The organism is Sorangium sp. So ce295 (assembly GCF_051527405.1).
Taxonomy (GTDB): domain Bacteria; phylum Myxococcota_A; class Polyangia; order Polyangiales; family Polyangiaceae; genus Sorangium; species Sorangium cellulosum_B.
In genome coordinates this window covers 631,382-655,306 of the sequence record NZ_CP150324.1, presented here as the reverse complement: position 1 = coordinate 655,306, position 23,925 = coordinate 631,382, and the positions used below count along the sequence as shown (strand labels likewise).

18 protein-coding genes are annotated in these 23,925 nt (G+C 73.0%); 10 read left to right on the top strand and 8 right to left on the bottom strand.

From position 1 onward, the window contains the following. The first annotated feature begins 909 nt into the window (after positions 1–909). Positions 910–1,905, top strand: a complete 996-nt coding sequence (locus WMF11_RS02455) for a squalene/phytoene synthase family protein (protein ID WP_437906814.1) — start codon at positions 910–912, stop codon at positions 1,903–1,905. On the opposite strand, the gene WMF11_RS02450 is transcribed toward WMF11_RS02455, so the two are convergent. From WMF11_RS02450 to WMF11_RS02430, 5 genes are all read right to left on the bottom strand, one after another. Next, positions 1,893–2,261, bottom strand: coding sequence for a response regulator (locus tag WMF11_RS02450; protein WP_437549138.1), 369 nt, complete (start codon positions 2,259–2,261; stop codon positions 1,893–1,895). The genes WMF11_RS02455 and WMF11_RS02450 overlap by 13 nt on opposite strands. After that, entirely contained in the window at positions 2,258–4,402 is a 2,145-nt protein-coding gene (locus WMF11_RS02445) for a HAMP domain-containing sensor histidine kinase (protein WP_437906813.1), read from the bottom strand. Before WMF11_RS02445 ends, WMF11_RS02450 begins: the two co-directional genes overlap by 4 nt. A gap of 286 nt (positions 4,403–4,688) precedes the next feature. Next, entirely contained in the window at positions 4,689–5,399 is a 711-nt protein-coding gene (locus WMF11_RS02440) for a glycosyltransferase family 2 protein (RefSeq protein WP_437906812.1), read from the bottom strand. Positions 5,400–5,494: 95 nt separating this feature from the next. Beyond that, the gene (locus tag WMF11_RS02435; protein WP_437976283.1) at positions 5,495–5,932 is read right to left on the bottom strand and encodes a rhodanese-like domain-containing protein; all 438 of its coding nucleotides are present in this window, start codon (positions 5,930–5,932) and stop codon (positions 5,495–5,497) included. 33 nt (positions 5,933–5,965) lie between these two features. Then, positions 5,966–7,189, bottom strand: coding sequence for a DUF1015 domain-containing protein (locus tag WMF11_RS02430; protein ID WP_437976282.1), 1,224 nt, complete (start codon positions 7,187–7,189; stop codon positions 5,966–5,968). A 188-nt stretch (positions 7,190–7,377) separates the two neighbouring features. Between WMF11_RS02430 and WMF11_RS02425 the strand changes: the two genes are divergently transcribed. The 4 genes from WMF11_RS02425 to WMF11_RS02410 all read left to right on the top strand — a co-directional run bounded on the left by WMF11_RS02425 (position 7,378) and on the right by WMF11_RS02410 (position 12,611). Further along, positions 7,378–8,451 carry an AAA family ATPase gene (locus WMF11_RS02425; RefSeq protein WP_437906809.1) on the top strand — a complete coding sequence of 358 codons (1,074 nt, stop codon included), beginning with the start codon at positions 7,378–7,380 and terminating at the stop codon, positions 8,449–8,451. Further along, on the top strand, positions 8,448–9,230 hold the full coding sequence (locus tag WMF11_RS02420) for a hypothetical protein (RefSeq protein WP_437976281.1): 783 nt from the start codon (positions 8,448–8,450) through the stop codon (positions 9,228–9,230). Before WMF11_RS02425 ends, WMF11_RS02420 begins: the two co-directional genes overlap by 4 nt. 185 nt (positions 9,231–9,415) lie before the next feature. Continuing rightward, positions 9,416–11,074 carry a helix-turn-helix domain-containing protein gene (locus WMF11_RS02415; RefSeq protein ID WP_437549128.1) on the top strand — a complete coding sequence of 553 codons (1,659 nt, stop codon included), beginning with the start codon at positions 9,416–9,418 and terminating at the stop codon, positions 11,072–11,074. Further along, entirely contained in the window at positions 11,067–12,611 is a 1,545-nt protein-coding gene (locus WMF11_RS02410; RefSeq protein ID WP_437976280.1) for an ArnT family glycosyltransferase, read from the top strand. Before WMF11_RS02415 ends, WMF11_RS02410 begins: the two co-directional genes overlap by 8 nt. A gap of 40 nt (positions 12,612–12,651) precedes the next feature. Here the strand turns inward: WMF11_RS02410 and WMF11_RS02405 are convergent, their stop codons facing one another. Next, positions 12,652–13,674, bottom strand: coding sequence for an OmpA family protein (locus WMF11_RS02405; protein WP_437976279.1), 1,023 nt, complete (start codon positions 13,672–13,674; stop codon positions 12,652–12,654). A gap of 164 nt (positions 13,675–13,838) precedes the next feature. Here WMF11_RS02405 and WMF11_RS02400 point away from each other — a divergent pair, with 164 nt between their 5' ends. From WMF11_RS02400 to WMF11_RS02390, 3 genes are all read left to right on the top strand, one after another. Then, the gene (locus WMF11_RS02400; protein WP_437906805.1) at positions 13,839–14,792 is read left to right on the top strand and encodes a LysM peptidoglycan-binding domain-containing protein; all 954 of its coding nucleotides are present in this window, start codon (positions 13,839–13,841) and stop codon (positions 14,790–14,792) included. After that, a complete protein-coding gene (locus WMF11_RS02395) occupies positions 14,789–16,045 on the top strand; it encodes a serine/threonine-protein kinase (protein WP_437976278.1) in 1,257 nt (418 codons plus the stop codon). Before WMF11_RS02400 ends, WMF11_RS02395 begins: the two co-directional genes overlap by 4 nt. A gap of 104 nt (positions 16,046–16,149) precedes the next feature. Further along, positions 16,150–17,595: a choice-of-anchor D domain-containing protein gene (locus WMF11_RS02390; RefSeq protein WP_437976277.1), complete on the top strand. Its 1,446-nt coding sequence runs from the start codon at positions 16,150–16,152 to the stop codon at positions 17,593–17,595. 3 nt (positions 17,596–17,598) lie between these two features. Here WMF11_RS02390 and ftsH read toward each other — a convergent pair whose 3' ends face one another. Further along, positions 17,599–19,458 (bottom strand): ATP-dependent zinc metalloprotease FtsH, encoded by a 1,860-nt coding sequence (ftsH, locus tag WMF11_RS02385; protein ID WP_437549118.1) that lies wholly within the window; start codon positions 19,456–19,458, stop codon positions 17,599–17,601. 221 nt (positions 19,459–19,679) lie between these two features. Here ftsH and WMF11_RS02380 point away from each other — a divergent pair, with 221 nt between their 5' ends. Next, positions 19,680–20,639 carry a DUF58 domain-containing protein gene (locus tag WMF11_RS02380; RefSeq protein ID WP_437549116.1) on the top strand — a complete coding sequence of 320 codons (960 nt, stop codon included), beginning with the start codon at positions 19,680–19,682 and terminating at the stop codon, positions 20,637–20,639. Next, on the top strand, positions 20,636–22,789 hold the full coding sequence (locus WMF11_RS02375) for a VWA domain-containing protein (protein WP_437976276.1): 2,154 nt from the start codon (positions 20,636–20,638) through the stop codon (positions 22,787–22,789). Before WMF11_RS02380 ends, WMF11_RS02375 begins: the two co-directional genes overlap by 4 nt. Positions 22,790–22,916: 127 nt before the next feature. Here WMF11_RS02375 and panB read toward each other — a convergent pair whose 3' ends face one another. Then, positions 22,917–23,864 carry a 3-methyl-2-oxobutanoate hydroxymethyltransferase gene (panB, locus tag WMF11_RS02370; RefSeq protein ID WP_437549113.1) on the bottom strand — a complete coding sequence of 316 codons (948 nt, stop codon included), beginning with the start codon at positions 23,862–23,864 and terminating at the stop codon, positions 22,917–22,919. Between the last annotated feature and the right edge of the window lie 61 nt (positions 23,865–23,925).

The window sequence follows — 23,925 nt, the reverse complement described above, 5'->3', positions numbered from 1 at the left end:
CGACGGCGGGGGGAAAGCCGTCACGGGCGCTCTGCCCTTCCGCTTTAGCAGGTTTAGCAGGACACGGGCCAGGGCCCGACCTTGCTCGATTCATGGAGTTGACCTTAAGGATGCTCCTGACATCTTTCGAACCTGAGATTCTCGATTGCAGGTCTGAACACGATGAATGCGCGGGGACGCGGCTCGATCTCCTCTGTCTGGAGCGGACGCCGCTCGGGCGCGCCGAGCGCGGATGACCGTTTTGGACCGTGGTCACGATCACAGATCGGGGCCCTTCACCGCAGCACGCACGGCGCGATGACAACCGCTGAATCCCCCCTCTCACGAGCGCGTCTAGCATCGCGTCCGATCGCGAATCGGAGCGTTCCCGTCGCGCCGCTCACCGAGGCAGACCGAGCAGCAGAGAGAGAGGCTCGCCCCCGGCGCTCACCCGCCCTCACGTAGGGCGTAGAGGCCATCCACCAGGAACTCCGGAATAATCCATGTGCCTAGAACACGCGATCTACCGCCGAGACGGAGCGAGAGAGGGCCGAGACGTCAGGCCATCACTGACGTTATCCGTTGGACAATGTACCGACCCAGGGTATACACCGACGATCATTGACGGCATGTTCCCAACACACCGGCAAAACACACAGGGAATCCATGCATTATCTCCGGCGCCCGTGCCCTGGACGACGAATTTCCGCGTCGACTGGGGGACGATAAGGCCTCATAAAGGAAGGCGAACAGGCGTCACCGCGCATCTCTCGGAGGATCGGAAAGTTCTACACGGTAGAGAGCCACCATCCATCACCGGCGCAGGCGCCCCCAAGCAAACAGGGTGAGCTACGTCCATCATCGCCAGTGACCGCGCGAAGCCAGGGCGACACCGGCGACAGGCACGTTCAACGTGCGGCACTCGACATCGTGAAACCTACTCAACACATCTCCTCGCCCTACCTGCCCGCTGCCGCACCGGCATCGGAGCGGACTCCCTACCAGCCGATCTCGGCGATCGTCGGCTCATCGCACTATCGCGCCCTGTCGGACGACGCGCTGAAAGACGAGGACAACGCCGCGTGGGTGCTCGGCCTCGCGCCCGACGTGAAGCGGGCGTGGCTCGATCGCATCCGCTGGATCCGGATCGTCGATCGCCTCGCCGAGAACGAGCGCCTCGAGCCGCACGCGCGGCGATTCAGCCGCTTCATGGTGGCGTGGAGGCGCGTCCGTTCCTGCGGCTTCGTCGATCCGTGCTGCCCCTTCGCGCGCGAGCTCTCCGCCATCCACGCGCTGTGGCTCCGCCGCCCCGCGCTCGATCGTCCCGACCTGGACGAGATGCAACCGCGCTCGCTCGCCGCCTGGGACGCCTACTTGCTCGCCCTCGCCGACTACCACGCTCCCAGCCTGCTCATCCGCACCCTGAAGGAGCACGACACGATGCTCGTGCGGCTGTCAGGCCATATCTTTCAGCTGGTTCCGTTCCTGACGAAGGAGCACTGGGACGCTGCCGGGGAGTTCGGCCGGCTCGATCAGTTCTTCAACAACCTGAGGGACATGCAGGAGGACGCCGATCGCGGCATCTGCTACCTGCCCGAGGAGGAGCTCGCGCGCCACGGGGTCACGCGCGCTCAGGTGATCTCCGGACGGTGCGTCGACACGCCCGGATACCAGGCCCTGATGCGGTACTGGCTCGATGAGGTCATGCCAGCCCTCTACGCGCGGGCGGCGCCGTTCATCGAGGCGCGCGGCCTCCACCCCTCGCTCCAGATCATGAGGGAGTGGAGCCTGCGCCGTTATGCCCGCATCACACGGGTGTTCCGCGCGACCGGCTTCGATCACCGCCGGTTCCCCGCGCGGTACTGGGCCGAGGTGCGGCGCGACCTCGCCGAGCGGCGGCAGCTCCTCCGCGCTCACCCCGTGTAACGCCTCACCGTCGAGAGGAGCGCGTCCGGATCGAACGGCTTGCCGAGCCACGCGTCCGCGCCGACCTCGGCCGCCCGCCGGTGAGCGTCCGCCGCCGCGGTGAGCACGACGATGGGCGCCTGACGCCCGTGCCGGACCTCGAGCTCGCGCGCGAACTCCGGGCCGTTCATCACCGGCATCTTCATGTCGAGCAGGATGAGATCCGGCAGGTCGTGCTCCAGCTTGGCCAGCGCCTCGCGACCGTTGCACGCGATCTTGACCCGGTAGCCGTCCTCCTGGAGCACGAGGGAGACGAGCGCCACGAGATCCGCGTCGTCCTCCACGAGGAGCACCGTCTTTGCGTGTCTGTCGCTCATCGTCGATCGGCCGCGGGGGCCTCGCTGCTGAGTGGAAGGGTGAAATAAAACGTGCTGCCGCTGTCCTCCTCGCTCTCGAACCAGATACGGCCGCCGTGACGGGTGATCATGTCCTTTGCCAGGAACAGCCCTATCCCCATGCCTCCGTAGTCGTGTCGGGTGTCCGTGTGCGCGCGGAAGAAGCGCTCGAAGATGCGCTCCTGCCTGTGGGCGGGGATGCCGACGCCCTGGTCGCGCACGGACACGACCGCCTCGAAGCGCGGCGCCGCGCCGTGCCGCTGCGAGAAGAGCGCGGCGTCGCAGGAGGACGGCGGCGACGACGCCGGCGCGCGCTCGGCGACGGCGACGCGCACGTCGACGTCGCCGCCGTCGGGCGAGTACTTCACCGCGTTGTCGAGGAGGCTCGCGAGCACCTGGCGCAGCCGCTCCGGATCGGCGCGCACGACGGGCGGCCGCTCGGCGTCGAGCGACAGCCGCACCCGGTGGCGGCTCGCCGACTTCGCGACGCGATCGACCGACTCCTGCACGAGCTCCTTCAGATCGACGTCCTCCTCGGAGACCTGGAGCACGTCGAGCGTGACCTGCGAGATGGCCAGGAGATCGTCGACGATGCGGTTGATCCTGTCCGCGCCGCGGTCGATGGCCTCCAGCATCTTGCGGCGCGGCGCCGGCAGATCGTTCGAGTTGCGCAGGAGCGCGAGCGCGTATCCCTTCATGATCGCGACCGGCGTCTTGAGCTCGTGCGCGCCGACCCGGATGAACTGATCCTTGACGAGATCGAGCTCCATGAGCTCCGTCACGTCGCGGGCGACCGCGACCGCGCCGAGGACCGCCCCGCCCTCGCTGCGAATCGGCGCCGCGCTGGTCCGCAGGAAGACGTCGCGGCCCGCGCGGCCCTCCGCGAGCACCTGCTCTTCCTGCACGATGGTCTCGCCGGCGAGCGCCCGCACCATGGGCAGCTCGTCGCGCGTGAAGGCGCGGCCGTCGCTGTGGCGCATCCGGCCGAGGTCCATCACCTCCTCGACCATCCGGCCGGCCTGCTCCGAGCGCCCCGAGAGGCCGAGCAGCCTCAGCCCCGAGGCGTTGATCATCGTCAGCCGGCCCTGGCGGTCGCACGCGAACACCCCCTCGACGAGGTTGTCCAGCACGGCCCCGAGCTGCGCCGCGCGCTGCGCCGCGTCCTGCAGCAGGCGCTCGCGCTCCGCCAGGTAGCTCCGCGTGCGCCGGGACGACTCCTCCAGGCGATCGACCATCGCGTTGACGCCGCCCGCCAGCGCGCCGATCTCGTCCTTGAAGTAGACCGGGATCCGCTCCAGCCGGTCGACCTCGCCGCGCTGGACGATCTTCTGGATGACCGCGGCGACCTGCTGGAGCGGGCCCGCGAGGGCGCCGGCGAGGAAGCCCGCGCAGACGGGCGCCCAGGTGACCGCGACCATCGAGAAGATCGCCAGGGTGAGCTTCAGGCCGGGCTTGGCCGGCCCCGCCGTCTCGCCGAGCACCATCGCCGCCATCCAGCTCGTCGGCGCGATGGCGAGGCAGGCGCCGAGGATCACGAGGCGGACGGCGAGCGAGTAGCCCTTGCCGGGCATGGAGAGGCCGCGCTCGCGCGCGATGAGCGAGATCACGCCGGCGGCGGGGGCGAGCAGGCGGCCGAGGATGCTGTAGGCGAGCGGCAGCGCGGCCGCGAACAGGGCCAGCGCGAACAGGGCCAGCGCGACGCCGCGCTGGACGCCGAGGGGGCTCTGGTCCGGCGCGATGAAGTAGAGCGCCATCGTGACCGGCAGGTACAGGAGCCCCCACGACACGGCCCAGACCGTCGCGAACGCGAGCGGGGTGTCGTAGGCGGCGTTCGCCGCGGCGAGGACGACCTCCTCCGGGGGCGCCGCGCCGCCGCTGCTCGTGTCCTCGACGCCCGCGCCGCTCTGGAGGCGATGGGCCACGGAGTACTGCCGCAGGCGCTCGATCGGGCGCAGCATGTGGACGAGCAGCGCGATCAGCCCTCCCGTCTTGACGAGGTACATGAGCCCGATCAGCCCGAGCAGCCGCGCCTGGACCGCCGAGTCCACGACGCCGAGGAGGCGCAGGTGAGCGACCGGGACAAGCAGGCTGTACGGCAGCTCGATGCCGAACGCATAGGCCACGACCCGAGGCGTGAACGACAGAGTCCGCGACCTCCCCGGATTCCAGATTCTAGCCCAGGCGGCTCGGCTGATGGCCACGTCCGTCACCCCCCTTGTTGAAGCATGGCTGCGGGGTTCGCGCCTCTGGAGCCCCTCCGCGCCAAGTTGATGAGTCAGGTCGTCAGGCAGCTTTGCTATGAAAACCAATGAGCGAGTTGTCGACCGTTTTGCGCAGCGGCTCGTGTCGATTCGATCGACTCCGACTCACACGTTCCGTCCGCGCGCGGGCGTTCTGCGATTTTCCTGATCAGCTCAGGGACTGCCTTATGGCGTTCCTGGCGATCAGGAAAAGGATGGTGAGCACGTGGCGCGCGCGCAGGCCGCTCGCCTCACCGCGGTAGACGGGACGCACGCTGACCTCGCAGACGCGGAGCCGGCGAGCCGCGAGGGCGGCGAGCAAGTCGTTCGGATAACCGTAGCGGGGCCAGAGGCCATCGAGGTCGAGCGCGTCGATCGCGCGGGCCGAGATGGCGGTGTACCCGCACTGGCTGTCGGAGAGGGCGTCGAGCCCCGCCGCACGGCGGGTGAGCTCGGCGAGCGCCGCCGTCGCGGCGAGCCGCTGGAGAGGCATGACGCGCCACACGTCGGGGTGGCGCAGCCGATCGCCCTTCACGTAATCGGCTTCGCCCGAGGCGATCGGGGCGACGACGCGCGGGAGATCGCGCGGATCCATCTGCCCGTCGCCGGCCATGACCGCGACGGCCGAGGCGCCGAGCGCGCGAGCGCGCCGGTAGCCGGCGACGATCGCCGCGCCGACGCCGCGGCACTCCGGGTGGACGAGCACCTCGAGGCGCTCGTCCCCGAGCGCGCGCGCCATCTCGGCCGTGCCGTCTCGACTGGCATCGTCCACGACGATCACGTGGTCGACAAAGGCGGGGACCGACGCCGCCGCCTCGGAGATCCATCGCGCCTCGTCCCGCGCGGGGATGACCACTGCGACGCGCGCACCGTGGAGCACGCGGATTCCTAGCGGAGCGAGCGGCCTCCGGCAACGCGATCGACGCCGCGACGACACGCTCGGCGTCGCGCCGCGAGCCGTGCGCGCCGGACGTATTACCTGCCAGCGCGCTTGCGGAGCTCGGCGTAGGAGCCGCCTGACGTGGCCGTCTCGACGGGCAGTCCGGCCGGCCCCCACCCCGCCTCGGTGAGCGCGCCGAACGCGTCGCGCGGCCCGTCGAAGCCGGCGCGTTGCTCGATGACGGCCGTGTAGCCGGCCGACACCATGGCCTCGGCCGCGCGCATCGAGCGCTGTCCGGACTTGCAGCCCACGATGATCTTCGCGTCCGTGGGATAGAGGGCGCGGACCACATCGAGGAAGTCGGGGTTCTGCTTCATGCCGCCGGCGCCGGCGTGCATGAGCGGCACGTTGTGCGCGCCGCTCGGGTGCCCGGCCGCATATTCGGGCTCGCTCCGGACGTCGAGGTAGAGATACCCCTCCTCGTCGATGAGCTTCTTGGCCTGCTGGGGAGATACACGCTTGATGTCCGCCATGGGGCGCAGTCTACCCCCGGCGCGGCGCGCTCGTCAGAACGTATGAATGAAGAGCCCGCTGCGGAGCTTCGGCTCGAACCACGTGCTCTTCGGCGGCATGAGCAGCCCTGCGTCGCTCACCGCGAAGAGCTCGTCGATCTGCGTGGGATGGAGGTGGATCGCCATCGTGAACGCGCCCGAGTCGACGCGTCGCTCGAGCTCGGCGACGCCGCGGATGCCGCCGACGAAATCGACGTGCTTGTCGCGGCGAGGGTCGCTGACGCCGAAGATCGGGCCGAGGATCTGGTCCTGGCAGATGGAGCAGTCGAGCGAGGCCACCGGGTCCTTCGCGTCGAACGACCCCGGGCGGACCCTGGCGGTGTACCAGCGGCCGCCAAGGTAGAGCCCGAAGGTCCGCGGCTCGGCCGGGGCGGCGGCCGCGCCGTCCGTCGCCGGCGCGACGTCGAGCCGCTCGCCGAGGGCCGCGAGCAGCGCCTCCGCGCTGCGGCCGGCGAGGTCCCGCACGACGCGGTTGTACGGCATGATGTTCATCTGGTCGTGCGGGAAGACCACGGCCAGGAAGACGTCGTGCTCGCCGCCGTCGCCGCGCAGCTTCCTGTGGACGCGCGCGGCCGCGGCGCTGCGGTGGTGGCCATCGGCGACGTAGAGCGTCGGGATCGCCTGGAAGCGCTCCTCGATATCGGCGGTCGCCGCGCGGCCGAGGACCCAGAGCTTGTGCTCGACGCCGTCGGCGGTCGTGAAATCGTAGATGGGCGGCGACTGCAAGGCCTCCGCGACGGCGCGGTCGATGCCCGCGTCGGCCCGGTACGTGAGGAACACCGGCTCGTCGTGGGCGCCGAGCTCCTCGATGTGGCGGGTGCGGTCGTCCTCCTTGTCGGGGCGGGTCTTCTCGTGCTTCTTGATGACGTCCTGCTCGTACTCGGCGACCGAGGCGCAGCCGACGACGCCGATCTGCCGGTGATCACCCATCCTCTGGGCGTAGAGGTAGAGGTGCGGATCCGGGTCCTGCGCGAGGTCGCCGCTCGCGATGAGATCGGCGAGGTTCTGCGCGCCGCGGGCGTAGACGGCGTCGTCGTGCTCGTCCGTCCCCTCGGGCAGGTCGATCTCGGGGCGGGAGACGCGGAGGAAGCTGTGCAGGCCTCCCGCCGCGAGGACGCGCGCCTCGGCGGTCGAGATGACGTCGTACGGCGGGCTCGCGACGCGAGCCGCCTGGGCCTGGGGGGGTCGGTAAGCGCGGAAAGGTCGGACGGTAGCCACGCGGAGCGACTAGCCCAGCGGCCTGGGCGCGTCGAGGCGGCTCGCGCGGCGGGAGCTGCTGCGGCGGGGCGGGCAGGCGCGCGCGCCGGCGCGGCGGCGCTTGCACGGTCCCGGCGAGGCACAACGTCGTGGGAACGCGGGCGCGGTCTTTTCTGTCAGCCGCTCCCCGGCGAGCGTAAGACTTGGGCGTGATCACCTCGGTGCGGATCAAGAACCTGCGCGGCATCCATACGGGCGCGCTCGAAGGGATGACGCCGCTCGTCGTGCTGGTCGGGCCGAACAGCTCGGGGAAGAGCACGATCCTGGATGCACTGCTCATCGGAGCCGGTCAGAAACCTGGCGCAAGCGCGGGGTACGTCGTGCGGCGCAGGGCTGGCCTGCGGCATGGCGCGCGGTGGCTGCTCTGGCGAGGCGCTCAGGAGGACAGCGGCGCGATCGAAGTGCGCACCGCGCAAGGAAGAACGTACTGGCGCGCCGTCCAATGGTCGGACCAACTCCAATTCGAGGACCTGCGTCGGCAGCTCCTTGATCAGGGCGCGAGCGGCCCCTTCAGCGCCGTCGAGGTGAACAGCATCGCCCTGTCGCCGGACTCACCTTTCCGTGTGGCGAACTCTTTCCCGGAGAGCCCCGACGGATGGGACAGGGCCTACGGTCTCGCCGTTGTCGCATCTGATAACACCTACGCCTCCACGGAGGCTCGGGACGCGGACTCGCCTCTTGATGTCTGGATGGTCGACCCCCGCTTCGGGCACCTCCTGTCCGAGCTCTACTCACGCATCGTGGAGCGCGGCCGCAGGCAGGCCGTTCGTGATCTCGTCGCGGCGATCGTCCCCGGGCTCGAGGCCATCGAGATCCTGACGGAGCATAACGACCCGAGGCTCCACCTCACCTTCGCCGATTCGAGCGTGCCGGTCGCGCTCGCGGGCGATGGCGTCCAGGCGCTCGTCCGGCTCAGCCTCGAGCTCGCCTCGCGCCCGGGCGGGACCGTGCTCCTTGAGGAGCCCGAGGCCCACCAGCACCCCGCTGCAATCTGGGCCAGCGCGCAGGGCATCGTGGAGGGGGTCCGGCGCGGGCTCCAGATCATCCTCTCCACGCACAGCCTCGAGCTGCTCGACGCCTTGTTGAGTGCGCTGAAGGACGACGAGCTCGGCCTGCTCTCGCTCTATCGGCTCAAGCTCGCCGGCGGCGAGTTGAGGCATAGCCGGCTCGAAGGGAGCGAGGTGCGCCTCTCGCGCGAGGCGATCGGAGACGACCTGCGATGAGCGCCCCCGTCGAGTCGGTCGTCCTTTGCGAGGGCTACCACGACCGAGCGTTCTGGGCCGGCTGGCTCATGGAGCGCCTCGGTTGGACGGACGCGCGCCCGCGCCGCGAGAACGGGACCTACGACATCGCCCGGGATCCATTCGGCAAGCCTGTGACCCGTGGGGATTTCGCCTATCGCACGCCTTCCGGTCGTTTTCTGCGCGTCCGTCCATGCCACGGCGACAGCCAAGTGCTCGCTGTCACGAAGACCCGGCTCCGCGAGCGGACGACGAACGGCCTCCGGCGGCTCGCCGTCAACCTCGACGTCGACACCGACGCGGCGGAGACGAATGGCGCACCGCTGCGCGAAGCGGCGCTCAGGGACGCGGTCGAGCGCATCGTCGCGCAGGAGGACCCAGGCTGGTCGCGCACCCCGGACGGTGACCTGTGCCTCGACGGCGGAGCGACGCTCGTCTCGTTGGTCCTCTGGTCTGCGAGCGATCCCCCGACCCCGGAGCTGCCGCCGCAGCAGACCCTGGAACGCCTCGTCTGCGCTGCGCTGCGCGCCGCCTACCCCGATCGCGCCACGGCCGTCGGTGCGTGGCTCGCGTCCCGCCGCGACCCGCCTCCGGCGACCCCGAAGGAGCACGCCTGGTCTCACATGGCCGGCTGGTACGCCGCCCACAACTGCGACGACTTCTTTCAGGCAGTGTGGCGAGCGCCGGCCGTCGCCGCTGAGCTCGAAGCCCGCCTCCGCGCCTCGGGAGCCCTGCGGGCCGCCGCGGCGCTGGATAGCTGATCCCCCTTCTTCGCGCCGATCTACCAGGGTTTCCGCTCCGCTTCCGGTGGCTCGCGCGCCGGCGCGGAGCCCCGGCGACGGCGACGCTCATGGCCGCGCGCGGCGCGTGCTAGGAGGGACTCGCGCCGCGAGCCGCTCGCATCCGCTCGCCGCCGCCCACCTCGCGCACCGCACGAAGAGGAACCTTGTCCAGCTCCGGTGAGTCCTACCCTCCGCCGCGCTATTCGACCCTCCCGCCCGGCTCGGCGGACGACGATCTCCCCCTGCCGGGCGAGATCACCTCGTTCTCCAGCTCGCGATCCCGCCGCGTGATCGCCGTGGGGGGCGGCCGCGGGGGCGTCGGCAAGGCGACGCTCGCGGTCAACCTGGGGGTGTACTTCGCGCAGCTCGGGCGCGACGTGATCATCATCGACACCGACGCTTACAGCCCGGGTCTGCACGCCGCGCTGGGGATCGAGGCGCCGCCGCTCGTCACGCGCGAGGACATCGAGGAGGGCAAGGCCGAGCCGATCGCGACCACGGTGCCCGGGCTCCGGCTCGTCCCGACCGCGTACGACCCGATGACGGCCACGCCGCACCGGCCAAGCCGCGCCGCCTACTGGATGAAGATGATCCAGGAGCTCGACGTCGACTACGTGATCGTCAGCCTCGGCGCGGCGACCGGCTCCTCGACGCTCGACCTCTTCCTGCACGCCGACGTCGGCATCTGCGCCACCACGCCCGAGCCGCTCGCGGTCGAGCACTCCTACCGCTTCTGCCGCGCGCTCTACCAGCGCACCCTGCGCCGGGCGCTCATGAAGGAGCGCTTCAAGATCCGGCTCGTGGAGAAGGTGGCCGCGTCGCTGCCGGCGCTCGCGACGCCGCGCGACTTCATCATGGAGGTGAAGCGGTTCGACGAGGGGGTCGCGTCGCTCGCGGCCGCGCAGCTGCCGCGGGTGAAGCCGCACCTCGTGGTCAGCCAGACCCGGCACCGCTCGGACCTGGAGCTCGGCCCCGCGATGAGCGCCGTCTCGGAGCGCTTCCTCGGCATCTCCCTCGACTACCTCGGCCACATCGAGCACGACGACGCCGTGTGGCTGACCGCGCGCCGGCGCCAGCCGCTCCTCATCGACAGCCCGACGTCGAAGAGCGCGCGCAACCTCGAGCGCGTGGCCCGGCGCATCCTCGCGCTGCTCGCCGCGCGCGACTCCCGCCCGGCCGAGGCGCACGCCCGCGCCCTCGCCGCCGCCTCGAAGAGCGCCGCGCCGCCGACGCTCTACGAGGCGCTCGGCCTCGCGCGGACGGCCGCCGACGACGAGATCCGGCGCGCCTACAAGCGCCAGCGCGACACCTACCGGGAGGGGAGCCTGCCCGTGGTCAGCGTGCTGAGCCCCGCGGTGCTCCAGAAGGAGCAGGCGCGCATCGAGGAGGCGCACGACACCCTCCTCGATCCGGTGCGCCGCCGCGCGTACGATCTCTCGACCTACCCCGACGATCCGCGCACGCAGCTCGGCCCGGTGCGCGCCGAGAACGCCGCCGCCGTGGCCGAGCTCGCCATGCTCCAGGCCGAGCTCGCGCGCGAGATCAACGCCGAGACGCAGTTCAGCGGCGCGCTGCTCCGCAAGGTGCGCGAGTCGCAGGGGGTCGAGCTCACCGACATCTCGCAGCGGACCAAGATCTCGCTGGCGCACCTCCAGGCGATCGAGAACGAGGCGATAGGCGACCTGCCCGCGACCGTCTACGTACAGGGATTCGTTCAGGAAATTGCCAAGTACCTGCGGCTCGATCCGGCGCAGGTGGCGAAGACCTACATGCGTCGCTTGCGCGAGATCTCCGCCGGCTCGCGCGCCAAGCCGCATGGCTGAGGCGTCGCGCGGAAGCGACGGGGCGGCGCGGATCGGAGGCGGGCGCGGCACGGGCGGCACGGGCGGCACGTGCGGCACGTCAGAACGCGCCGGCGGGGATCTCGCGTTCTCGGCGCTCGCGTTCGCGCTCGCGCTGCTGCCGCGGCTCTACGTGGCGATCGCGTGGGCGCGCGAGCCCGTGTGGGACGGCCATTACTATGATTTCGGCGCGCGCCGCATCGCCGCCGGGCTCGGCTACTCGGACGATCTCATCGTCGGGGGCCAGGCGGTCTGGCACCCGTGGTGCCATTATCCGGTCGGCTACAGCGGGTTCCTCGCCCTCGTCTACCGGCTGTTCGGCGCCGGGCCGCACGCGGCGACCGTCGCGAACGCGGTGACCGGCGCGCTGCTCGTCGTCGTGGTCCACCGCCTCGCCCGGTACGCGACAACGCCGGGGCGCGCCCGCGTGGCGGCGCTCCTCGCGGCGCTCTCGCCGGGGCTCATCGTCTATGCGGCCCTCCTCATGACGGAGCCGCTCGCGGCGCTCGGCCTGGTGACGGCGCCCTGGCTGCTCGCGCGCGACGCCGCGCGCGGCCGCCCGGCCCGCGGCGCGGTCCTCGCGGGCGTGGCGCTCGGGCTCTCGGCGCTGGTGCGGCCCCAGAGCCTGCTCTGCGCGCCGGCGCTCGCGCTGCTGGCCATGCGTGCCCCGCAGGGGGTGGCGTCCGGAGGAGCGGCGGCCACGGCGTCTGGAGGGGCGGCCGCGTGGAAACGCGGCGCGCTCGCGGCGGCGCTCGCGGCCGCCACGGCCCTCGCCGTGGTGGCGCCGTGGACGATCCGCAACTGCCGCGTGATGGACGGCTGCGCGCTCGTCTCGACGAACGGCGGCTGGAACCTCGCCATCGGCGCGTTCCCGCGCGCGACGGGCCGCTTCGAGACGCTGCGCGCGGGAGACGGCTGCCCGATCGCGCGCGGCCAGGTGGCGCAGGACCGCTGCTGGATGGCCGCGGGGCTTCAGTGGATCAAGGATGATCCAGGTCGCTGGCTGGCCCTGATCCCGAGGAAGCTGGGCTTCACCTTCGATCACGAGTCGTTCCCGATCGGCTATCTCGGCGAGGCGAACCCTGCGGCGTGGCCCGAGGAGCGGCGCGCGGCGGGGCGCCGGGTGCTCACGGCGTCGCACCTCGGCCTGCTGTCCGCCGCGGCGCTCGGGGTCGTGGCGATGCCGCGGCGGAGGCCGCGGCGGGAGCTCGTCGCGCAGCTCCTCGCGCTCGCGGCGGTGCTCGGGCTGGTCGCGTGGGGGGTGCTCGGCGACGGGCACGCGTTCTGGCCGCTCGCGGTGGCGATCCCGCTGATCGCCGCGCTGCCGCTGCCGGGCCGACCCGCGAACGGGGGCGTCGTCGGCTACCTCGCGTTCGCGGTCGCGTCGGTGGCGCTGACGCACGCCGTGTTCTTCGGCGAGGACCGGTATCACATGGTCGTGACGCCGGCGCTGTGCATCCTCGCGGCATGCGCGCTGCGGCGAGGGGAGGCGGCCGGGGAGCCGACGGGCGATCGATGACGTGACGCGGGCGGCGCCCGGAGGCGCTGGAGGCGAGCCGTCAGGGCTTTGGCGCCGCCACGCTCGGGCCGCCTGCTCTCTCCTTCTCCAACGCTTCCTGGTCCATCACCAGGCCGATCTCGATCCGCCGGTTCTTCGCCCGCCCCTCCGCCGTGACGTTCGTCGCCGCTGGCGCGAACTCCCCGTATCCAGCTGCGGACAGGCTCCCGGGCGCCATGCCCTCCGCGATCAGCGCCTGGACCACCGCCACCGCGCGGGCCGACGAGAGCTCCCAGCTCGACGGGAAGCGCGCGCCCTTCGCCTTCTTGCTCTTCGCGTCGCCGCCGTCGTCGGTGTGCCCGGCGACCTGGAACCTGTGCTCCGGCATCGTCCGGAGCACCGCGGCGATCTCGGCCAGCACCGCGCGCCCCTCGCGCTGGATCTCGGCCTTCCCCGCCGCGAACAGCGCGTCGCTCGGCACCTCGATCACGAGCTGCCCGGCGCGGAGCCCGACACGGACCTTCCCCGCGAGGGCCGCGCCCTTCAGCCGGTCCACGGCGTCGCGGATCCCGGCCGCCCGCGCCTCCGCCGCCGCCTGCTTCCGGCGCAGATCGTCGAGCTTGGCCCGCGTCTCCGCGAGCTCCGCCGACAGGCTGCCCCGCTCGCCGGCGAGCTGCCCCACGCTCTGCCCGGCGCTCCGGAGCCGCGCCGACAGCTCCTCGTTCATGGCGGCGAGCTCGTCGAGCCGCCGCGCGAGCCCCGCCTCGGCCGTCGTCGCCTCGGACAGCCTGAGATCGCGCGCCCGGAGGTCGTCCGAGAGGCGCGCCAGCTCCTCCTCGATGGCGGCGATTTGCGCGGACCGCTGCGCGGCCTCGGCGCGGGCGCTCTGGGCCTCGGCCCGCGCCTTGTCACCCGCCTCGCGCTCTCTCCGGATCTCCGCGCGCGCCTCGTCGTATAGCCCCTGCCGGACGAGGCAGCCCGGCGTCGCCAGCCCGAGCAGGCCGGCCGTGAGGAGCCGCGCCGCCGCAGGCGAGCGCCGCGAGAGCCACGTCGGGATCCTGCCGGCGGTCGTCGTGTCTTTCATGCGTCGCGCGCACTCTGGCACGAAACCCCGGGCGCGACGAAATCGTGGCAAACGTTCCCCGCGCGCCGCCGCGCGAGCGGTCGCGAGCCGTCCGCGAGCCGTCCCACGGCGCGCGAACCCCTGGTACCCTCGGCGGCGTGATGTCCCCGCGAGCTTGGTTTTCCGTGGGCGCCCTCGCAGCGACGACGCTGGTCGGCAGCGCCGCGGCGGCGTTCCCGCACGTCGTCCGCGAGGGCGAGACGCTCGCGCAGATCGCGGAGCGCACCTACGGGCGCGTGCAGATGGAGCAGGTGCTCGTCGCCGCCAACGCGCTCGACGCGGGCGCCGGCGTGCCGATCATGCCCGGCCTGCGCCTGGAGGTGCCCGCGCTGGGCCACCACCGCGTCACCGCGGGCGAGACCTGGGCGATCCTCGCGGAGCGGCTGCTCGGCACCGCCGACCGGAGCGACGTCCTCTCGATCTCGAACGACACGTGGCCCTGGCTCGAGCCGACCGACGGGCAGGAGATCATCGTGCCGTACAACCTGCGGTACGTCGTCGGCCAGCACGACACCTTGCTCACCATCGCCTATCGCTTCCTGGGCAAGCGGGACCACGCGTGGATGCTCGACAAGTACAACCACCTCAAGCAGCGCCCGCTGCGCCGCGGCATGGTGATCCTCGTCCCGCTCACGGATCTGCCGCTCACGGCCGAGGGCAAGGCCGAGGCCGCGAGCTCCGGCGCGCTGGTGCGCTCCGAGGGGGCCGGCCGCGCGCGCGACGCCCAGCGCCGGGTCGACGCCGAGCTGCCGCAGCTCGCCGGCGACGTGCGGAGCGGCCGCTACATCGACGCCGTGGCGCGGGCGAGCCGCCTGCTCGGCTACGGCGATCTCGCCCGGGTGCAGATCGCCACGTTGCAGCGGCACCTGCTCGAGGCCTACGTCGCGCTCGACGCCACAGGGCTCGCCGAGACCGCGTGCGCCGCGTGGCGCGAGGCCGACCCCGCCGCGCGGCTCGATCCCATCGAGCTCAGCCCGAAGATCGTGCGCGCCTGCACCTCGTCGACGGAGCTGCACCTCAGGGCGCCTTCGCCGGACCCCGCGCCGCCGATCCCGGCGGACGCGGGCGGTGGGCGGTGACCTCGCCGCAGCCCGCGCCCGATCGCCTGCCCGCAGGGCACGGCGTCGCGTCGCGGTACACCGTCGAGTCCGTCATCGGCGAGGGGGCCTCCGGCGTCGTCTACCGCGCCACCCGCGACGAGGACGGCCAGCCCGTCGCGCTGAAGGTGATCCACAGGCACCTCTCGGGCACCCCCCAGATCTTCAGGCGCTATCACCGGGAGGCCGCCATCCTGGAGCGCGTCGAGGGCCCGCACGTCGTCCGGATGCTCGACTTCGTCGAGGAGGGCGGGCTCCTCGTGATCGCGCTGGAGCACATCGACGGCGGCTCGCTCGAGGAGCTCCTGCGGGACCACGCGCCGATCGAGATCGACTTGGCGATCGAGATCGCCCTGCAGATCTGCGCCGCGCTGGAGACCGCGCACGCGGCCGGCGTGGTGCACCGCGATCTCAAGCCGGCCAACGTGCTCATCGAGCGCCCGGACGGGCGCGCGGGCGCCGCGCCGTCCCCCTTCGCCGGCCGCGTCCGCGTGGTCGATTTCGGGCTCGCGAAGGTGGTGCACGGCGAGCAGCAGACGACCGGGCTCACCGAGAAGGACATGATCTTCGGGACGCCGGAGTACATGGCGCCGGAGCAGGTGCGCGGGGAGGACGTCGACCCGCGCAGCGACATCTACGCGCTCGGCTGCATCCTCTACGAGATGGCGGTCGGCGCCGTGCCGTTCAGCAAGCGGACGCCCATCGCCGTGATGACGGCGCAGATCGCCGAGCAGCCGCTGCCGCCGCGCGCCAGCGAGCGCTCCGGGCTCATCTCGGCCGGCCTGGAGGCCGTCATCTTGAGGGCCCTCGCCAAGAGCCCTTCCGAGCGGCACCCGAGCGCCAGGGCCTTCGCGGACGCCCTGCGCGCCTGCCGAGAAGAACGGCGCGTCGTGCACCACACCCCCGCGAGCCTCGCGGACGCCGTCTCGATCACCGATCTCGCGCTCGAGCGGACCGGCCTGGATTACGCCGCGCCCCTCCAGGACGGTGCTTCCGCCCCGGGCGTCGGCCATGTTGGCCACGTCGGCCATCCGGTCACGCGTCCGGAAAGCGCGGTGGCGAGCGCGGTGAGGAGAGCGCTGCCCGAAAGCGCGGCCGCGGTGGTCCGCGGGACGCCCGCTGGCCCTGCTCCGACGGCGGGCGGCACCTCGCGTGAGCTCATCCTCTGGACCGTGGTGGCCATTCTCTGCGCGGCCGCCGGCATCGTGGTCGGCACGCTGTTCGGGGCGCGCTAGGACGCGCTGGAACGAGCTGAAACGCAGCTGGGGCGTGCCTGGCGCGCCGCCATCGGGGGGCTGCGGCTATGGCGTGGAGCGCGAGGATCGTGGTAATCGTTCTCATGCGTTCCTTGCTGTCCGGCGGCGCAGCCCTCGCGGCGCTCCGCTCTGCTCGGCCCCGGCGGCGGCGCGCTCTCCCCTGCGTCGCCGCCGCGTTCGCCCTGTTCGCCCCCGCGGCCGCTTCGGCCTATGACTCGCTCGCCGTGCCGTGCGCGGACGACCCGCTTCAGTGCGCGCGGGGGCCGCTCACGTTCCGGCGCAAAGACGCCATCCCGCTCGAGCTCGACTTCGATACAGGCTGGGTCCCGCCGGGCTCGCCGCTCCAGGTCAACCTCGGGGCGGCGGTCTACGCCGACACCCAGGTCTCGTTGAGCGGAGCGCTCGAGGCGTCGTGGCCGGAGGCGCTCGCGCTCAAGGCACCAGGCGCCCCGGACGGAGGCGCGTTCAGCTGCGATTACGGACTCGATGTCAGCGCACAGGGACGCATCAGCATTTCCGTCCTGGGCCAGGACTTCGACTGGACGGGTGATATCCCCTATGTGCCCCAGATCGATCTCCAGGTGCACGCCCGAGAGCAGTTCGACGCCTGGGGCTGGGAGCCGGGCATCACGCTGGAGAGCTCCACCGCGCTGCAGCGCATTGCGTCCGTGTCGCTCGGCGACCTCATCGGCGGCTCGATCCCCGGAATCGACGGGAGGTTCGAGCTCGACATCGCGATGGACGTCGCGGCCCGCTACACGACCCATCGCGTGGCCATCGAGACGCTCGATCAGGCGACGGTGAGCGGAGGCGACATCACCTCCGAGGGCGGAGCCTCCTCCGTGGACTACGTGGGAGGCCCGTCGGTCGAGCTCAATGTTCGTCCGGAGGGCTCGGTGCGGTACGACGGCACGCTCCACCTCGTCCCCGCGTTCGGCGTCAGCCTGCTGGGCCGCTCGTGGTCGATCCCGCTCGCCGACATCCCGCTCGCCTTCCCGCTCACCGAGCACGAATGGGTCTTCGAGAGCGAGCGCGTCCATGTGCCGCTCCCGGACCTCGCGCTGGACAAGCAGGAGATCGATTTTGGCGCCGTGGAGGTGGGGCAGGCCAACGTGGAGCTCGTCCGCCTGTCGAACGCGGGAGAGGCGCTGCTCGATGCCGTCGTGACGACCGACGACGCGGAGAGCTTCGAGCTCGCGGACGCGGCGCTCGGGATCGATCCGGAAACGGAGATCGATTTCGCGATCCGCTTCGCGCCGAAGGCCAGCGGCGCGTTCGCGGCGACCGTCCTCGTCGAGTCCAACGACCCCGACCGACCCCTGCAGATGATCGCTGTGCGAGGGATCGGCGTCGGCGAGCCGGAGGCCCCGGCAGGCGGCGGCGACCTCGCAGAGGAGGACGGCGGCTGCGCCTGCCGCGCGGCCGGGGGCGCGCCGCGCGGGAGCGCCGGCGGCCGGGCGTGGGCGGCCTTTGGCCTGTCGCTCGCCACGCTCGCGGGCGGACTCAGGCGCCGGCGGCGCGCCGCCTGAGGCTCACGCCGCGCTCGGCGGGCCCACGGCGATCTTCCGCCGCGTCGACACGGCCGCGATCTCCTCCAGCTCCTCGCCGCGCAGCGTCTCCTTGAGCACGAGCGCCTCCGCGACCGCCTCGAGGCCCTCGCGGCGATCGACGAGCAGCTGCTTGGCCTTCAGGTACATCTCGCCGAGCCGCTCCCTCACCTCCTCGTCGACCTCGCGGGCGGTCTCCTCGCTGCACGTGCGCTCCTCCTGGAGCACGCCGAGCATCGGCGCGCCGACGGTGCGCGCGAGCGCGGCCAGCCCGAGGCGCCGGCTCATCCCGAGGCGGGTCACCATCTCGCGGACGAGCGCCGTGGCGCGCCCGAGATCGTCGTGCGCGCCGCTCGACACCTGCCCCAGCGCGATCTCCTCCGCCGCCCTGCCCCCGAGCATCACCGTGACGCGCGACTCGATCTCCTGCTCGGTGACCAGCTGTCGCTCGTCGCGGGGCACCTGGATCGTGACGCCGAGCGCGCCGATCGTGCGGGCCACGATGGACACCCGCTCCACCGGATCGGCGGCTGGCAGCGCGAGCGCGACGAGGGCGTGCCCGGCCTCGTGGTAGGCCACGCGCCGCCGCTCCTCCGCGGTCATGATTTGCCCGCGGCGCCGGAGCCCGAGCTGCGAGCGATCGAGCGCCTCGTCGAAATCGGCCTGTCCGATCTCCCTCGCGCCGCGCCGCGCCCCGGCCAGCGCGGCCTCGTTGACGATCTTCGCGAGATCGGCGCCGACCATGCCCGGCGTGCGGCGCGCCACGAGCCCGAGATCCACGCCGCTCGCGAGCGGCACCCGCCGCGCGTGGACGGCGAGGATCGCCTCGCGGCCCCGCAGATCGGGCCGATCCACGATGACCTGGCGATCGAAGCGCCCGGGCCGCAGGAGCGCCGGATCGAGCACCTCGGGGCGGTTCGTGGCGGCCATCAGGATCACGGTGGTGCGCGCGTCGAAGCCGTCGAGCTCGGCGAGGAGCTGGTGGAGCGTCTGCTCTCGCTCGTCGTGCGTCGCGAGGGCGCCGAGGCCGCCCCGGGTCCTGCCCACGGCGTCGATCTCGTCGATGAACACGATGCTGGGCGCGCTCTTGCGCGCCTCCTCGAAGAGCTCGCGGACCCGCGCGGCCCCGAGCCCCACGAACATCTCGACGAACTCGCTCGCGTTCAGCGAGAAGAACGGCACGTTCGCCTCGCCCGCCACCGCCCGCGCGAGCAGCGTCTTGCCGGTGCCCGGCGGCCCGATGAGCAGGAGGCCGCGCGGGATCCGCCCGCCCAGCGAGCGGTACCTCGAGGGCTCCTTGAGGAAGTCGACGACCTCGACGAGCTCGTCCTTGGCCTCGTCGACGCCGGCGACGTCCGAGAAGCGCACCGGATCCTGCCTGGATCGATCGTAGATCTTCGCCTTGCTGCGCAGGAACCCGAGCGGCCCGCCGGCCCCCTGCCCCGCCCGCCGCAGCACCATGAAGAACGCCGCGTTGATGAGCAGGAGCGGCAACATCCAGATCGCCACCTGCATCCACACCGACGTCTGGGGGCTCTTCGCCTCGATGCGGACCTGCTTGTCGAGCAGCGCCCTCACGAGCGGCTCGTCCTCGACGCCGGGCAGCCGCGTCACGCGGACGCGCTCCTCCGGTCGTTGCGGGCTCTCGCGGCGGATCAGCTCGATCTCGTCGGGCTTCACGATCGCCGCGGAGACCTCCCCGCGCTGCACCTCGGCGACCGCCTCGTCGTACGGCACGAGCGGGCGCCCTCGTGACCTGACGATCCCGGAAAGGACCAGGATCCCGACGGCGATCAGCAGGTACCCGAGCCACGCGCGCGACGCCGGCCTCTTCTCGTCAGCCATTCCACGGAGCTGATGTGCGGCGGGCGTCGCTTCGGCAAGCCCTCGCCCCCGGAACAACGGGAAAGCCCACGAGAAAGCCGCGCGAGGGAGGGAGCCCAGGGGCGTCCCCGAGCGTGGCTCGGCGCGCCGCCGGCGCACGGCTGCCGCGCGTCCCCCCGCAGCGCCGGCGCGCCGCTGCCGCGAGGTGATCGCCCGGTGGATCCAGGCTAAGAAGCGACACCGTGCCGCTCGCCTCCGACCGCGCCTCGCTCGCCGCGTTCCCCATCGACTGGGGCGGGCTCGCCCCGCTCCGCCTCAAGTCGCGCGCCGTCGCCGAGGGCGTCTACGCCGGCATGCACCGGAGCGTCCGCAAGGGCGCGGGCGTCGAGTTCGGCGGCCAGCGGCCCTACGTACCCGGCGACGATCTCCGCTTCTTCGATCGCCGCGCCCTGCTCCGCCACGATCGCCTCATGGTGCGCGAGTTCGAGACCGAGACCGATCGCGCCCTGTGGCTGTGCGTCGACGCGACCGCCTCGATGTCGTACCGCGGCCGGCGCGCGCCCGGCGCCAAGCTGGCCTACGCGGCGCTCATCGCCGCGGCCATGGCCCGCGTCGCGCTCGCCACCGGCGACCCGGTGGGGCTCGCCTGGCTCGGCGGCGCCGGCACCCACGGCCTGCCCGCGATGGCGGGGCGCGAGGCGTTCGAGCGGATCGTCGGCGCCCTCGAGGCCACCTCCGCCGCCCAGGACTGGAGCGGCGACGCCGGCGCCGTCGAGCGCGCGCTCGCGCCCATCGCGAAGAAGGCCCGCCGCGGCGCCGTCGTCCTGCTCATCTCAGATCTCATCGATCTCGCTCATGAATCCGGCGCGGCCCCGTCGGGCGTCGATCGCGCGCTCTCGGCGTTCACGTCGCTGAGCACCGGCGGCCGCACGCTGATCGCCCTCCAGGTCCTCGATCCCAGCGAGGCGACGCTCGACTTCGAGGGCAACGTGCGCCTCCGCGCCCTGGAGGGCGGCGCGGTCGTGGAGGCCGACGCGGGCGCGGTCCGCGCGCAGTACCAGGCGCGCCTCGCCGCCCTGGCCGAGGCCTGGTCGCGGGCGCTCGCGTCGCGCGGCGGCCGCCTGCTCCGCGCGACGAGCGCCGATCCTCCGACCGACGTCGTCCGCTCGCTCGTGCAGGCGATCGCCGAGGTGCGCCGATGAGCTTCGTCACGCTCGGCGCGCTGCTGGTCGCGCTGCTCGTCGGCGCGCCCGTCGCCGCGCACCTCCTGCGCCGTCGCCGCGCCGAGGAGCGGCCGTTCCCGCCGGCGCGCCTGGTCCCGCCCACGCCGCCGACGGCGCGGCGCCGGAGCCTCCTCGAGGACCGCGCCCTCTTCGCCACCCGGGCCGTCTCGGTGATCGCGCTCGCGGTGCTCGGCGCCACGCCGCTCCTGCGCTGCTCGCACCTGTCGCTCAGCCGCAGGGCCGGCGCGTCGGTCGCGCTCGCCATCGTCGTCGACGACTCGCTCAGCATGCGGGCGCGTCCGGCCGGCGCCGAGGGCGCCGCGCGCGACGGGCGGTCGATCGACGCTTCCTCGCATTCGCCCTCGCGGTTCGAGCGCGCGCTCACGGCCGCGCGCGAGCTCGCCGGCGGCCTCGCTCCCGGCGACGCCGCGGCGCTCGTCCTCGCGGGCGCCCCGGCCCGCGTCGCCCTCGCGTCGACAACCAACCTCGCCGCCGTCGGCGAGGCGCTCGACGCGGTGGCGCCGTCGGACCGCGCCACCGACATCGACGGCGCCCTCGCGCTCGCCCGCGATCTGCTCCGTGGGCTGCCTCAGAGCGACAAGCGCATCGTGCTCCTCAGCGACCTCGCGGACGGCACGCCCGGCGCCCCGCCCATCTCGGGCACCCCCGACATCGCCACGTGGGTGCCGCTCCAGGAGCTCGAGGCGACGGGCGAGGACTGCGGGATCGTCCGCGCCGATCGATCCGGCCAGAAGGCGCGCGTCCGCGTCGTCTGCACCGCCGGGTCGACCGCGGCGCGCGGGCCCGACATCGCCGTCGCGCAGCGAGATGGCGGCGCGGACGCGCCGCCCGCCGCGGGCTCCGCCGCCGCAGGCGCCTCGGCGACGGGCGCCTCCGCCGCGGCGGGGCGATCCCTCGAGGTGCGCGCCGGCGACGCCGTGCTCGGCAAGGTCGCGCTCGATCCGGCCCTGCGCGCCGAGGAGCTCTCGATCGACCTCCCGGCCGGGACGCCCGAGATCCTGATCGCCGCGCTCACCGGCGGCGACGCGATCGTCGAGGACGATCGCGCCCCGATCATCTCCGCCGGCGGCCCGCTCTCGATCGCGGTCGTGGTCGACCCCGCGACCACGCACGTCGAGACGGGCGGCCCGCCGCCGCTCGAGCAGGCCCTCTCGGCGCTCGACCTGGACGCGCAGATCAGGCCGCTGCCCTCGGTCCCGGAGCACGCGGACGAGCTGGCCGCGCACGCGGGGCTCATCGTCGACGACGCGCCCGGCTTCACGCCGGAGGTGCGCCGCTCGCTCGCCGCGTGGGTCGAGCGCGGCGGCGTCGCGCTGCTGACGCTCGGCCAGCGCGCGGCCGCGGCGCCGCTCGGCGCCGGGTTCGAGCCGCTGGTCCCGGGGGTCGTCCGCTGGTCGGCCTCCCCGGTGCCCGGCGTGGATCCGGCGACGGCGGGCTGGCTCGGCCCGTCCGCGCCCGGCCTCGCCGACGTCGCCCCGCGCGGCCGGGCGACGCTGGGCGCGGAGGCCTCGGAGGGCGCCGAGGTGCTCGCCCGGTGGGCGGACGGCGCCCCGTTCCTCGTGCGCCGCCCGCTCGGGCGCGGCGTGGTGCTGTTCATGACGCTGCCGCTCAGCACGGAGGAGAGCGACGTCGCGCTGCGGCCGGCGTTCCTGTCGTTGCTCGACGGCTTCGTCGGCGCCGCGCGCGCCCGCGGCGGCGCGCGGCGCCTCGCCGCGGGCGAGCTGTGGACGTTCGACGGCTACCACGACGTCAAGGTCGAGCGCGTGCGGGTCGACCGCGACGGGGCCTCGCAGGGCTCGCGGTCGCGCGAGGCGCTCCCCGTCGCCGAGGTCGAGCGGCGCCTGCGCGTCTCTCCGCCGCTCGCCGGCCTCTACGAGCTCACCCTGGACGGCGAGCGCTCGACGCGCGTCGTGTCGGTCCCGGAGCGCGAGATCGACCTCCGCCCCAGGCGCGTCGCCGAGAGCGCCCGCGCGGCGGAGCTGGGCGGCATGGCCGCATCCATCGACGGGTCGCCCTACGTCGCGCTCCTGCTGCTCCTGTTGCTCGCGGTCGAGCTCTTGCTGCGCTCCATCGGAGGGCGGCAGGAGCCGGAAGGCCAGGCGAGCTGAGGCTGGTCCCCTCCGGCGCGCTTGCCCGCGCGGGACGCGCGCCTGCCGGCGCGGAGCAGCCGGCGTCGAGTCGAGTCGAGTCGAGTCGAGTCAACCGACCGCACCGCACCGCACCGCGCCGCCGCGCTCAGTGCGTCTGCCAGTGCGGGGGGATCTCGTCCGCCGGCGCGAACTCGGGCTTGGCCGGCGCGGCGGGCACGGTCGCGGCCCGGCGAGGCCCGTTCGGCTTGAAGCTGTGCTCTGCCGCGGGGAACGTGCGCGACTGCACCTCGTCCACGTAGGCGCGCGTCGCCTCCACGATCTGATCGCCGACCTCGGCGAAGCGCTTCGCGAACTTCGGCGTCAGCTCGCGGAACATCCCGAGCAGGTCGTAACAGACGAGCACCTGCCCGTCGCAGCCGGCCCCGGCGCCGATGCCGATCGTCGGGACGGAGACCGCGGCCGTCACCTCCTGCGCGAGGTCCGGCGGGATGGCCTCGAGCACGATCGCGTAGGCGCCCGCCTCGTCGAGGACGCGCGCGTCGGCGATGAGGCGCTCGGCCGCCTCGTCGCCCTTGCCCTGCACCTTGAACCCGCCCATCGCGTGCACCGACTGCGGCGTGAGCCCGAGGTGACCCATCACCGGGATGCCCGCGGCGACGATCCGGCGCACGTGCTCGGCGATCTCCTCGCCCCCCTCGAGCTTGATGCTCTCGAAGCTGCCCTCCTTCATCATGCGCCCGGCGTTCTCGAGCGCGTGCATCGGAGAGAGCTGGAAGCTCATGAACGGCATGTCGCCCACGACGTGGGCGCGCCGCGCGCCGCGCGCCACCGCGCGCCCGTGGTAACAGATCTCCTCGACCGTCACGGGGAGCGTCGTCGTGTGCCCCTGCACGACCATCCCCAGCGAGTCGCCGACGAGCAGCAGATCGGCGCCGCCCTCGTCGAGCAGCCGCGCCATCGTGAAGTCGTAGGCCGTCACCATCGCGATCGGCGAGGCCCCTTTGCGGGAGCGGATCTCGGGGACCGTGACCTTCGTCGAGCGCTGCGCTGGCCTGCGTGCGCTGCCGCCACCGTTGCCTTGCGGACCGTACATGTGCCTCCGGGTCGCGGCCGCACTCGCGGTCCACGCCTCGGGACAAGCTAGGGCGGCGCCC

Bases quoted from the DNA above. Each gene is read 5' to 3' on its own strand.
- WMF11_RS02420 (WP_437976281.1), top strand. From the start codon at position 8,448: ATGAGCGCCCCCGTCGAGTCGGTCGTCCTTTGCGAGGGCTACCACGAC.
- WMF11_RS02435 (WP_437976283.1), bottom strand. From the start codon at position 5,932: ATGGCGGACATCAAGCGTGTATCTCCCCAGCAGGCCAAGAAGCTCATC.
- WMF11_RS02405 (WP_437976279.1), bottom strand. From the start codon at position 13,674: ATGAAAGACACGACGACCGCCGGCAGGATCCCGACGTGGCTCTCGCGG.
- panB (WP_437549113.1), bottom strand. From the start codon at position 23,864: ATGTACGGTCCGCAAGGCAACGGTGGCGGCAGCGCACGCAGGCCAGCG.
- WMF11_RS02450 (WP_437549138.1), bottom strand. From the start codon at position 2,261: ATGAGCGACAGACACGCAAAGACGGTGCTCCTCGTGGAGGACGACGCG.
- WMF11_RS02375 (WP_437976276.1), top strand. From the start codon at position 20,636: ATGAGCTTCGTCACGCTCGGCGCGCTGCTGGTCGCGCTGCTCGTCGGC.
- WMF11_RS02410 (WP_437976280.1), top strand. From the start codon at position 11,067: ATGGCTGAGGCGTCGCGCGGAAGCGACGGGGCGGCGCGGATCGGAGGC.
- ftsH (WP_437549118.1), bottom strand. From the start codon at position 19,458: ATGGCTGACGAGAAGAGGCCGGCGTCGCGCGCGTGGCTCGGGTACCTG.
- WMF11_RS02390 (WP_437976277.1), top strand. From the start codon at position 16,150: ATGCGTTCCTTGCTGTCCGGCGGCGCAGCCCTCGCGGCGCTCCGCTCT.